We start from the raw sequence: 12382 nt of genomic DNA, 5'->3' as shown, positions 1-12382 counted from the left end.
ATGACAGACAAACCGGCGCACCTCGAGGTCGAGCGCCTGACCGTCGCCTATGGGCGGCGGCAGGTGCTCGATAATGTTTCGTTTCGCGTGGAATTCGGCGAACGGGTGGTGATGGTCGGACCAAACGGCGCGGGAAAATCGACGCTCTTCAAGGCGCTGGTCGGGCTGGTGAAACCGCAGAGCGGCGCCATCCGCATTCACGGGTTGTCGCCTGGTGCGCACCAGGACTGCGTTGCATATGTGCCGCAGCGTGAAGAGGTGGACTGGCGCTTTCCGGTGACGGTTGCCGATGTGGTGATGATGGGGCGCTTCGGGCGGCTTGGCTGGTTCCGGCGCCCCACTCGCGCTGATCGTGCCGCAGTCGAGCGTGGGATGGAGTTGATGGGCATTGCGCATCTCGCGCATCGCCCGATTGGCGAACTTTCCGGGGGACAGCAGCAGCGGGTGTTCCTGGCGCGCGCGCTGGCGCAGGACCCGCATATTCTTCTGCTCGATGAGCCTTTCACCGGCGTGGATGCGGCGACGCTCAGCGTGCTCGATGCGCTCCGTGATCAACACGTGACGATCATTCTCTCGACGCACGACCTTGGTCTTGCGGCAGCGCGCTTTGAGCGCGTGCTGATCATCAACCGACGCCTGATCGGAGATGGCCCTCCGGCGCAGGCGCTGAGCCGCCATCTGCTCACCGAAGCGTTTGGCGGGCAGGTGCTGACACTGCCCGACGGCTCGGTGCTGGTCGATCAGTGCGCCTGCAACCAACCTGAACCAGAAAGCATCGTGGTCAAATGAACACCCTGTGGTCGTGGATCGTTGCGCCGCTTGCGTATGGGTTTATGCAGCGCGGGATGCTGGCGGCGATGCTGGTGGGCGTGTTGTGCGCCATTATCGGATGTTACGTCGTATTGCGTTCGATGGCATTCCTTGGCGATGCGTTGGCGCATGCCGTGCTGCCAGGCGTCGCCATCGCCTATCTGATGGGAACCAATCTGACCGCAGGCGCGTTGGTCGCTGCCGTCGTCGTAGCGCTGCTGATCAGTTTTTTCTCGCGCCAGGGCGCCATCAAAGAAGATACTGCCATTGGCATCGTCTTCGCGGCGGCGCTGGCGTTGGGCGTGGCGCTGATTAGCAGTGTGCGCACGTATGCTGTTGACCTTACCCATATTATGTTTGGCAATGTGCTGGGGGTCAGCCCGGCAGACCTCTGGTTGATCGCGGGGATTGGCGCTGCGGTCCTGCTGACCGTTCTGGCGTTCTACCGCCAATTCCTGGTCGTTGCGTTCGACCCGGTGCTGGCAGCAACGCAACGCCTGCCGGTCGAACGGCTGCGGCTCCTGCTCCTGCTCCTGATTGCGCTCACCATCGTCGTCTCGTTGCAGACAGTCGGCGTGGGACTGGTCGCAGCGATGCTGGTGACGCCAGGCGCAGCGGCGTATCTGCTGACCCGGCGCCTGCCCGCGATGATGGCGGTTGCCGCGTTGATCGGCGCCGTTTCGAGCATTTCTGGCCTGTATCTGAGTTACTATATCAATATCGCGTCTGGTGCCGCAGTCGTGCTGGTTGCCACAGCGATCTTTACCATCATCTTCCTCGCAGCGCCAGGACGCGGCATGCTATGGCGAGGAGGGCAGTGAGCATTCGCCCCCTCGCCGCTTTTCTACTGCCCCGACGCCGCATTCTTCACCATCTCGGCAACGAGCGGATCGCTGATACTCAAGCCGTAAATGGCGATCAAGCCGATTGTACCAGCGACGAGCAGATAATAAAAGGTAGGAATGGCCGTCTTGCGCAGCGTTGCGCCTTCCTGACCCAGCAACCCAACAGTTGCCGAGGCGGCGACCACATTGTGAATGGCGATCATGTTGCCGGCAGCGGCGCCAACGGATTGCAGCGCCACAATCGCCGCGCCCGAAATCAGCAGCCGTTCGGCGACGCCATGCTGGAAGAGGCTGAACATCAGGTTGCTGACGGTATTGCTGCCGGCGATGAATGCGCCCAATGCTCCGATGGTTGGCGCAAACAGGGGCCAGATGCCGCCCACATTCACCGCCACCCACTCTGCCATACTGATTGGCATGCTGGCAATGCCGAGAGCGTTGACCCCTGAGTTGATGTAGACGCGCACCATCGGCACGGTGAAGATCAGCACAAAGCCTGCGCCAAGAATGACCTTGCTCGAATCACTGATTGCAAGCTGGAATTCGCTGCGGCTCATGCGGTGGAGGAAAACCGTAATCAGCACTACTACCACCAGGATCGACGCTGGCAGATAGAGCGGCGTCGTCGAGGCAGTGATACCCGTGCCAAAAATGTCTTTCCACTCAATCTTCAGGATCGAGCGCAACGTTGCACCAATGGGCAACTGCGGCAGGCGGGTCAGCACCAGGAAGAACGCCACGAGCAGATACGGCGCCCACGCCAGCCAGGTGCTCATCGGCTTTTTGCCCGTCAGGTCATCGAGTTTCATCTCGATCTGACCGAGCCACTCCGGTTGCCACTCGCTTGCAGGAGCAAAATCCCATGTATCCTTCGGTAGCAGGAACCCGCGCCGCGCCGCCGTCACAACGATTGCCAGCCCTACCAGCGCGCCAAGAAGCGATGGGAACTCTGGTCCGAGCAGCAACCCGGTGAGGGTGTAGGGAATGGTGAACGCCAGACCGCTGAAGATCGCAAACGGCGCCATCGATAGCCCTTCCGTCCACGATTTCTTCTTCCCAAAGAAGCGGGTCATCATTACGACCATCAGGAGCGGCATGAGCGTTCCGGTAATGCCGTGAATAACGGCTGCCCGCACCGTAATAAGGCGCAGATAGTCATTGAACGTCAATCCGATCGCTGCAAGTTGCGCGCCTAATTCGGGCGTATCCAGCCCGCCGCGCACGCCAACCAGAATGGGTGTGCCCACAGCGCCAAACGTCACCGGCGTACTCTGCACCATCATACCGATCATCACCGCCGCCATCGCCGGAAATCCGAGCGCAACCATGAGCGGCGCTGCAATCGCCGCCGGCGTGCCAAACCCCGAAGCGCCTTCGATAAACGAACCGAACAGCCAGCCGATAACAATCGCCTGCACGCGACGATCAGCGCTGATATTGCTGAACCCGTTGCGGATGACGGCGACGGCGCCGGAGTGCTTCAGGGTGTTGAGGAGCAGAATGGCGCCAAAGATGATCAGCAGGATGTCGAAGGTGATGAACAACCCCTGAATGGTCGATGCAATCACCCGTATGGGGGAAACCTGCCAGGCAAAGAGGGCGATCAGGACAGCAACGACGTACACAAGCGGCATCGCCCGGCGCGCGGGCCACCGTAGACCAACGAGCAATACCGCCGCGACCAGAATAGGACTGAACGCCAGAAACGCTTGCAGACCGAGATTCATACGTCCCTCCTGTTTTATCATTGAAAGCGTGCAGACGCCTTTCCAGGGCGCCGTGCATGCGAATCCCTCCGGGCGCTTCCCGGGTATGCCACGATCATGGTGTCTTACGGGTCATAGTGTCTTGATTGAACGGAGATTTCGTAGTGCCGGGCACATCATAGCAGTATGTTTGTCTGATCTCTGATAATAGTTGTCAACAGGTCATAACGAATCGGTAACTGTTAGACGAGAGGTGAGAGGCAAGAGGCGCGAGGAGACGCAGGTGCGAAGGTGGGACGGTGGGACGGTGGGACGGTGGGACGGTGGGAAGGGGGAAGGGGGAAGGTGGAAGGTGGAAGGTGGAAGGTGGAAGGTGGGAAGGTGGGAAGGTGGAAGGTGGGAAGGTGGGAAGGTGGGAAGGTGGAAGGTGGGAAGGTGGAAGGGGGAAGGGGGAAGGGGGAAGGTGGGAAGGTGGGAAGGTGGGAAGGTGGAAGGTGGGAAGGTAGAAGGTGGAAGGTGGGAAGGTGGAAGGTGGAAGGTGGGAAGGTGGAAGGTGGAAGGTGGAAGGTGGAAGGTGGAAGGTGGAAGGTGGGAAGGTACCCGACCCTTGAGGTCTCTGCCACTGATCAATGGCTGCCGTGGAACCGGGCTAGCGGCACGATCCTTACGCCCGGTTTGCGCACGTCTTGACCTCAAGGGTCTTGGGGGCGGGAAGGTTGCAGGTGCGAAGGCAACAGGATTGCCAGGCTATCCGAAACTTCCCACTGAGCTAGAACATTGATGTTGGAAGCGCCAAGGGATCTTCTTTCTCACGCAGGGGCCAGAAAATGCACAGGACGACCCACGAGCGGAACGCTCCACGCGCCTGCGCAATGCCCATCACGCGGCTCAGGAGACTCTTATCTTCTCTTCACGCGATCTGAAAATGACCCTCTTGCCTCACGCCTCACGCCTCACGCCTCTCGCCTCACGCCTCACGCCTCTTGCCTCTCGCCTCATGCCTCTTGCCTCTTGCCTCACGCCTCACGCCTCACGCCTCTTGCCTCTTGCCTCACGCCTCTTGCCTCACGCCTCACGCCTCTTGCCTCTTGCCTCTTGCCTCTTGCCTCACGCCTCATGCCTCAAGCCTCTCGCCTCACGCCTCACGCCTCACGCCTCACGCCTCACGCCTCTTGCAGGAGACTCTTATCTTCTCTTCACGCGATCTGAAAATGACGCTGCTACAATACGAAGAAATGCGGATTTCTTGAATGCGAGGAGTAAATGGATACTGATGATCGCCCGATAGGGCGCATTCTTACCCGGCGCGAAGTGCTGGCGCTGCTCGGCGCTTCCGCCGCTGCACTCCTGAGCGGCTGCGGCGCGACGGGATCGGGTGGAACGACAGGAACGCCGCCGGGAAGCGCGCCGACCAGTGCATCGCTCTCGCCTGAAGCGACTGCCGCGTCTGCTGTGCAGCCGTCGCCGGTGGCGACGCTGGCGCCGATCGCCACCCCCGTCGAACCTTCTGCGATGGCAACGGCGGCGCCGACGGTCAGCGCCGACGCCGGGATCAGCAGACCGGTTCCGGCGTGCGTGGTGCGCCCTGAGCAGATGGAGGGTCCGTTCTTTGTCGATACGCAACTGAACCGCGCCGATATTCGTTCCGACCCTGCCAGCGGCGTGGTCAAAGAGGGACTGCCACTGCTGCTCACGTTCGTGGTCAGCCAGGTCAGCAGCGCCGGGTGTGCGCCGCTCGAAAACGCCATGGTGGACATCTGGCACTGCGATGCTCTGGGAGTTTATTCCGGCGTGCGCGACTCGCGCAGCGACTCGCGCGGGCAACAGTGGCTGCGCGGCTACCAGATGACCGACTCGAACGGCATGGCGACCTTTACAACGATATATCCCGGCTGGTATCCGGGGCGCACGGTGCACATTCATTTCAAGATTCGCGCAACCACTGCCGCCGGGCAGGTCTACGACTTCACCTCGCAGCTCTACTTCGACGATGCCATCAGCGATACCGTGTTCGCCCAGGCGCCCTATGCCGGTCGGGGACGCCGCACGACCCTCAATCAAAATGATGGCATCTTCCGGCAGAGCGGCAGTCAACTGACGCTGCACCTGACCCCGCTCGACCAGGGGTATGCAGCGACGTTCGAGATTGGCGTAGATCTGGGTTAGGGGTTAGGGGTTAGGGGTTAGGCGTTAGGGGTTGGGGGTTAGGGGTTAGGCGTTAGGGGTTAGGGGGTAGGCATTAGGGGTTAGGGGTTAGGGGTTAGGCGTTAGGAATTAGGAGGTAGGAGGTAGGAGGTAGGGGTTAGACCGCTTGAATTCACCTTCAACTTTCCCGCCTGCTACCGGCGCCCTGCAACCCTTGCGCCTCACGCCTCACGCCTCTTGCCTCACGCCTCTTGCCTCTTGCCTCACGCCTCTTGCCTTACGCCTCTTGCCTCACGCCTCTTGCCTTACGCCTCTTGCCTCACGCCTCTTGCCTCACGCCTCTTGCCTCTTGCCTCACGCCTCTTGCCTTACGCCTCTTGCCTCACGCCTCACGCCTCACGCCTCACGCCTCTTGCCTCATGTCTCCTACCCGGCATACAGGTACAACTCGCCCGGCTGCAAAAGATGGCAGCGCATAAACGGCGCCCGACGGTCGAGTTCATCGAAGAGCATACCGGACGACACACGGTTGCCGGCGAACAAATCATTGTGAAAACCAATCAACACTCGTGAACCGATAGATTTTGCCAATTCAATCGCCTCTCCAGGCCACAGGTTGCCGATGATCCCCTCACGCTCGCGGAAGAAGTCGCGCCCGTTGATCGGCAGAAGCGCAATGTCGATCGAGCGCCCCGCAAGCGCCGCCAGTAATTCGGGGAAGATGATCGTATCGCCGCTGTGATAGAGAGTCACACCGTTGCACTCGATAATGAACCCCATCCAGCGCGAATGTCCGTCGGCATCGACCTCGTATTCATAGTGTGCGGCCGGCGTCGCCACGAATGCCAGCCCGCCGATTTCGATGCGCTCACCCAGCCGTGGCGTGATGATCCGCTCAGCCGGAATGCCGGCCTCACGCGCGATTCGTCCCCCCTGGAGCGATGCCGCGAGCACTGCCGACGGCGACGCCGCCATGAGCGGCGCGAGTGTCGCGGCATTGGTGTGGTCGAGATGCTCATGCGTCGCCAGCACCACCTGTGCGTGGGTAATCAGCGCCGGGTCGAGCGGGATCGGAAACCGCCGCGGCGGTCCGCCGATGTCTTCCACCGAATTGGAGAGGTAGGGGTCGATATAGGCGATGGTGTCGCCGCCTTTCAGCACGAAACCCGCCTGCCCAAGCGCCCAAAGCGCCACCTGGCCCCTGGGAACCGTCAAATCGTTGATCTGTGCTATTAGCGCCGCATCACGCAGTGGTGTCATAGGTTTCTCCTGCAAAGAAGCGAATGCGATAGCGAAAAAGCGAACGGGTCAACAATACGCCAGTGGCCCTCTCCGTGTCCTCTGTGCCTCTGTGGTGATAATGACGCTTATTCCTGAGCACAAGGCGTATGACTACTTGACTCTATGTCCTCTGTGCCTCTGTGGTGATAATGACGAGCCAACGAATGCGCCAGCGTCAACATTGAACGTTCAACGTTCAACGTGCAACGTTCAACGTCTATGCGCCACCAACCGTTCGGCGATCAGCGCCGATGATAACACACCTGGCAACCCTGCGCCCGGATGGGTGCCCGCGCCGACGAAGTAGAGATTGTCGAACTCTTCGGAACGGTTGTGCGGGCGGAACCAGGCGGACTGTAAGAGGGTCGGTTCGAGTGCGAACGCAGCGCCAAGGTAGTTGTTCTGGCATCGCTGAAAATGACGCGGGTCGATCATGCGCTCGACAACGATATTCCCGCTCAGGTCGGGCAGGAAGCGTTCTTCGAGGAAGGCAATGATCGCATCGCGGTATGGGCGCGCCAGCGTTGCCCAGTCCGCCTGTGACGCCAGGTTGGGAACGGGGGACAGGACGTAGAAGGCGTCGCAGCCGGGAGGCGCAACATCCGGCTCGTCGCGCAACGGCATGTGCAGGTAGAGTGAGAAATCGTCGGCAACCCGTTTGTGGATGAAAATATCGTCGAGCAACCCGCGGTAGCGTGGACCAAAGATGATATTGTGGCGCACCAGCGGTGCATCGTGGTAGGTGCGCCGCGTTCCCAGATAGATGACCACCAGCGACATGCTGTAGTGCAACGACCGCAGGCGATGGTCGGTGTAGCGGCGCCGGTAGCGCGGCGCAATCAGGTCGGCGTAGGTATGGGCGACATCGGCGTTCGACACCACAATATCGGCGCGGCATTCGCTGCCATCCGCCAGAACCACGCCGCGAATACGACGCCCTTCGACGATCAGTTCGCGCACCTCGGCGTTGAGATGGATGGCAACGCCAAGTTCGTGCAGCAGCCGCACCATCGCCGCGACAATCGCGCCGGTTCCGCCGACGGCATAGTACACGCCCCACTCGCGCTCCAGGTAGTGAACCATGGCATAGATCGAGGAGGCGTAGAACGGGTTGCCGCCGATGAAGAGGGGATGGAACGAGAAACAGCGCCGCAGAAAATCATCTTTGATATAGCGCGACACGTAGCGGTAGACGCTCTCGAACGAACGCAGGCGCGCCAGATCGGGCGCAACGCGCAGCATGTCGCGGAAGTGCAGGAATGGTCGATCCGCCAGTTCAACGAACCCCTTCTGGAAAATCGGGCGGGTGCTCGCCAGAAAACGGCGATAGCCCTCGACATCGGCAGGGTTGATGCGTTCGATCTCGCGCAGCACCGCCGCCTCGTCGGCGCTGTGGTCGAAGTGGCGACCGGTGTGGTCGTAGATACGGTAGAAGGGATGGCATGGGCGGAATTCGACATACTCCTCACGACGACGTCCCGCAGCGCGCCACAGGTCGTCGAACAGGAATGGCGCCGTGATCACCGTCGGACCGGTATCGAACCGGAAACCGTCCACTTCCAGCACATACGCCTTCCCGCCTGGCTTGTCCTGTTTCTCGAAGATTTCCACCTCGTGACCGCGCGCTGCCAGGCGCACAGCGGCAGCCAGTCCGCCAAAACCGGCGCCAATAATGATAACCCGGCTCACTGATGACCTCCAACAGACAATGGGCGCGGCGTGCCGCGCCCTGATGAATGGGATTGTTCAAAGAGGCTGATGCAAAGGCATGAAGACGCAGAGAGGCGTCGATGACGCAGCTATGCGCCTGTGCATCTTCGCATCAACATTGGCGAGAACGGTGATAAAACCGCTCACGCCTGCTCGACATACTCCGGCACATCCTTTGGTGCGCCACAGGCGGTAACAGTACCACGGAAATCGACATCGGCGGATAGTTCAGGACGCTTCTGCTTCAACTCCGCGATCTGCTCGCGCGTCAGCACTTTCGTCTCATCGAACCCCAGGTCGATGGAGCCATCGAGGTGCACCCGTTCGAGATCGTAGAACCGCTTGGTAAATGTCGTCTTGGCGAAGGCCTTCAAACATCCAAGCATATAGCGTCGCTTGAACGGGTCCTTAATCCAGGGATAGCTCAGGAACGCCTTGCGCATGTAGAAGCGCGCATAATTGCGCAGCACGCCCTTCAGCACCTGCTCACGTGTCATCGCATCCGGTTGAATAATCGGCGTCACGAAGTTGTACTTCGAGAAATCGCGCACCTCGACCCGATCACCCAATTCCTCGAACAATTCGGCGAAGGGCCAAGGCGTGTACATATTCCAGTTCGCCATATCCGCCTTCCAGTCGAGGGCGTAGTGATAGGTCTCTTCGATGGTTTCGGGCGTCTCGTTCTCCAGCCCCATAATGAACTGCGCCTCAGCAACGATCCCCTGGTCGTGCAGCAGTTTGATGGCGCGCTTGTTCTGCTCGATGGTCGTCTCCTTGCGGAAGCGGTCGAGGTTCATCTGGGCAGCGGCCTCAGTGCCGAGCGAGACGTGCACTAACCCGGCGCGGCGGTACAGCGGCAGATACTGCTCATCGCGCAGGATGTCGGTTACGCGGGTGTTGATGCCCCAATGAATGCCGAGTTTACGCCGTTCCAACTCTTCGCACATCGCAATGAACTTCTTGCGATGGATGGTCGGCTCCTCGTCTGCAAGAATAAAGAAGCCAACCTTGTACTCACGCACCAATAGTTCGATTTCATCAACGAATGCAATCGGGTCACGCACGCGATACTTGCGCCAGAACTTCCACTGCGAGCAGAAGCGGCAGGTGAACGGACAGCCACGGGCAAAGTTCGGCACCGCCACCCGCACATTCAGCGGGATGTAGATGTACTTTTCCCACTCCAGCAGGCTCCAGTCGGGCGTAAGAGTCGAGAGATCGGCAATCGGCGGATGAGCAGGCGTGGCCACGACCTGATCGCCATCCAGGAACGCAATCCCCTGGATCTGATAGCGATCACGCGCATCGCTCCCATTCTCAATGGCGCGCATCAGATTAACGATGATCTCCTCTCCTTCGCCGCGCACGATGTAATCGATCCAGGGCGCTTCGGTGAGCACCTGCGCATACATGAACGTTGGATGCACCCCGCCGAGGATGGTTTTGCAGCCAGGGTTGGCTTCACGCGCCAGGCGCAACGTCTCCTGCGCTTTGTAGATCATCGGTGTGATCGCCGTCGCCATCACCACGTCGGGTTGGTTCGTGCGAATAATCTGCTCAACGGTCTTGTCGGGCAGGTTATTGGTCATCGCATCAACGAAGCGCAGATTCGAATAGCCGGCCTTGCGCAACGCGCCGCCGATATACGCCACCCAGCTTGGCGGCCAGTTGCCGGCGATCTCCGCTCCGCCTGCGTGGTAGTTGGGCTGGATCATCAGAATACGCATACTCAACTCCTTCTATGCCGGTTGATAGGTGCAGAGCGGGTCTTCCGCCAGCGGATCGCCGCTAGCTGCGAAGGCGCGCGCTCGTGAACCGCCACAGATCGCGCGATACTCACAACGCCCACACCGCCCGCCAAACTGCGCCGGATCGTGCAGGGCGGCAAACAACGGCGACTCGCGGTACACCTGCACGATATGGTCGGCGCGCACATTGCCGGCAGCCAGCGGCAGGAACCCGGCAGGACAAATGTCACCGGTGTTCGAGACGAACACGATGCCATTGCCGTCGCGAATGCCAAAGCCGCGTCCGATTGGCGTCTGCCGGATCTGTTCGCCGCTCAACCCGGCGGCACGCATTTCGCCGAGCGCCACCCGCCGGTACGATGGCGCTTCCGTCGTGGCGACGGCGAACGGCGCTTCCTGAGCAATGCGGTAGATCCAGACCATCAACCGCTCGGCTTCGACCGGCGTCAACGACTCCAGGACCCGCCCGCGCCCGACGGAGATCAGGAAGAACAGGCTCCAGCGGGCGACCTGTTTCGTGGTGAGCAGCGCATAGATCGCCGGGAGATCGTCCGCCGTTTCGGCGGCGACGAGTGTATTGATCTGCAACGGCATACCGAGTTCCGCTGCCCATTCCATCGCTGCGATGGTGCGCTCGAAGGTTCCTTCGACGCCACGGATCGCATCGTGGCGCGCCGCATTCGAGCCATCGAGGCTCAACCCAAGCGCCTCGACACCGTGCGCCTTGAGCGCCTCGAGCATGGCGCGCGTCAGGTTGGGCGTGGCGCTTGGCGTGATCGAGACTGGCACGCCAAGCGCGCGCGCCGCATCGATCAGATCGAGCAGATCCGGTCGGGCGAGCGGATCGCCGCCGGTCAGGATCAGTTGCGGCAACGGATTGCCGAAGTCGGGAATCTGCTGCAAGAAGCGCATACTCTCATCGAACGAGAGTTGCAACGGATGCGGCTGTGGCATGGCTTCTGCGCGACAGTGGCGGCAGGCAAGCGCGCATGCCTGCGTCATTTCCCAATAGATATTGAGCGGCGTCAGCGCGAAATCGCGCGGCGCGTGGCGCAGCGGGCGAGCCGGTTGTGGCGGAGCAGTCACGCAACACCTCCATGTAGTGAGCAGTAAGAACTACTTCCCTCAAGAGACGGGCGCGTGTGACGCGCCCTCCCTCCACGTGCGCTATGAGCACTGAATGGCATACCGGCAACGCCGATCGCCGCGCGCCTGACATTCGAGTTCGCGCAGCGTCGCCTGCGGGCAGATGAGTTTCCGAAACATCTGCTCGAATGCGCCGCGATAGTAGGCGCACATCGCGGCCGCCATCGCCGGCGTGTCGAATAGTGACCCATTGGCAATCGAGAGCGACGGCGTCGGCGTCAGATCATAGGCAAACACGCCGCTGCCGGCGAACGTCCAGGTATGGCGCTGCATCGCCGGCAGCAGCAGACGCAGCCCCAGCCGTGGCGGCAGCAGGCGGAGCAATGCGCGTGCCACGACCGGGATCCGGTTGGCAAACACATAGTCCGAGGTCAATTGCCCGGAACGCGCCATCACGTGAAGGGTTCGTTCCTCTCCGATCTGTTCGAGGAGCAGTTCGACGAGCGCGTGAAACTCGCGCTCATCGATTAACTCGTGCGGCAGATGATCCAGCAGATCGCCGGCGCCGCCGCGCACGAGCGCCGCACGCGCTGCATCGTCGCCGAGTATTTCGCGCAGCGCGGCAACTGTTTGAATGATTGCATTGGGACCTATCTTGCCCGTCCCACGAGCCGCTGTCGTTGTCATGGCGCCACCATGGATGACTATTGGGAATTGACCGCACTATACCGCCAGCGAACCGTGCGTGCCGAAATGGTTTCTCCATCGTTCGTTGCGCTTTGTTAACCAGGTTGTAACCAGACAATTTTGTAAAGCAATTGCGTAGGGGATGTGTGGGAAGGTGAGAGGGACGAGGGGCGAGGCCAGAGGAAGGTAAGGTGAAAGGTGAGAGGGACGAGGGGCGAGGCCAGAGGAAAGTTAGGTGAAAGGCCATAGGTGAAAGGCCATAGGTGAAAGGCCATAGGTGAAAGGCCATAGGTGAAAGGCCATAGGTGAAAGGCCATAGGTGAAAGGCCATAGGTGAAAGGCCATAGGTGAAAGGCCATAGGTG

At 60.6% G+C, this 12382-nt stretch carries 9 protein-coding genes; 3 read left to right on the top strand and 6 right to left on the bottom strand.

Features of this window, described 5'->3' with window-relative positions:
- Together AC3EA7_RS20790 and AC3EA7_RS20785 are read left to right on the top strand one after the other, a co-directional pair.
- Positions 1–789, top strand: coding sequence for a metal ABC transporter ATP-binding protein (locus tag AC3EA7_RS20790; protein WP_488615991.1), 789 nt, complete (start codon positions 1–3; stop codon positions 787–789).
- Entirely contained in the window at positions 786–1631 is an 846-nt protein-coding gene (locus AC3EA7_RS20785; RefSeq protein WP_488615990.1) for a metal ABC transporter permease, read from the top strand. Before AC3EA7_RS20790 ends, AC3EA7_RS20785 begins: the two co-directional genes overlap by 4 nt.
- 23 nt (positions 1632–1654) lie before the next feature.
- Here AC3EA7_RS20785 and AC3EA7_RS20780 read toward each other — a convergent pair whose 3' ends face one another.
- Positions 1655–3382 carry an L-lactate permease gene (locus AC3EA7_RS20780; protein WP_488615989.1) on the bottom strand — a complete coding sequence of 576 codons (1728 nt, stop codon included), beginning with the start codon at positions 3380–3382 and terminating at the stop codon, positions 1655–1657.
- A gap of 1242 nt (positions 3383–4624) precedes the next feature.
- Here AC3EA7_RS20780 and AC3EA7_RS20775 point away from each other — a divergent pair.
- On the top strand, positions 4625–5527 hold the full coding sequence (locus tag AC3EA7_RS20775) for an intradiol ring-cleavage dioxygenase (RefSeq protein WP_488615988.1): 903 nt from the start codon (positions 4625–4627) through the stop codon (positions 5525–5527).
- 405 nt (positions 5528–5932) lie between these two features.
- Here AC3EA7_RS20775 and AC3EA7_RS20770 read toward each other — a convergent pair whose 3' ends face one another.
- From AC3EA7_RS20770 to bchJ, 5 genes are all read right to left on the bottom strand, one after another.
- Positions 5933–6766, bottom strand: coding sequence for an MBL fold metallo-hydrolase (locus tag AC3EA7_RS20770; RefSeq protein ID WP_488615987.1), 834 nt, complete (start codon positions 6764–6766; stop codon positions 5933–5935).
- 231 nt (positions 6767–6997) lie between these two features.
- Entirely contained in the window at positions 6998–8476 is a 1479-nt protein-coding gene (crtI, locus tag AC3EA7_RS20765; protein ID WP_488615986.1) for a phytoene desaturase family protein, read from the bottom strand.
- Positions 8477–8640: 164 nt separating this feature from the next.
- Positions 8641–10224, bottom strand: a complete 1584-nt coding sequence (bchE, locus tag AC3EA7_RS20760; RefSeq protein ID WP_488615985.1) for a magnesium-protoporphyrin IX monomethyl ester anaerobic oxidative cyclase — start codon at positions 10222–10224, stop codon at positions 8641–8643.
- Positions 10225–10236: 12 nt separating this feature from the next.
- Complete coding sequence (locus AC3EA7_RS20755; protein ID WP_488615984.1) at positions 10237–11331, bottom strand: TIGR04053 family radical SAM/SPASM domain-containing protein; 1095 nt, start codon at positions 11329–11331, stop codon at positions 10237–10239.
- An 81-nt stretch (positions 11332–11412) separates the two neighbouring features.
- Positions 11413–12018, bottom strand: coding sequence for a bacteriochlorophyll 4-vinyl reductase (bchJ, locus tag AC3EA7_RS20750; RefSeq protein WP_488615983.1), 606 nt, complete (start codon positions 12016–12018; stop codon positions 11413–11415).
- Positions 12019–12382 lie beyond the last annotated feature (364 nt).

This window comes from Roseiflexus sp. (assembly GCF_057785375.1).
Note: the sequence above shows the minus strand (reverse complement) of the source record. Positions and strands in the feature narration are given on the sequence as shown.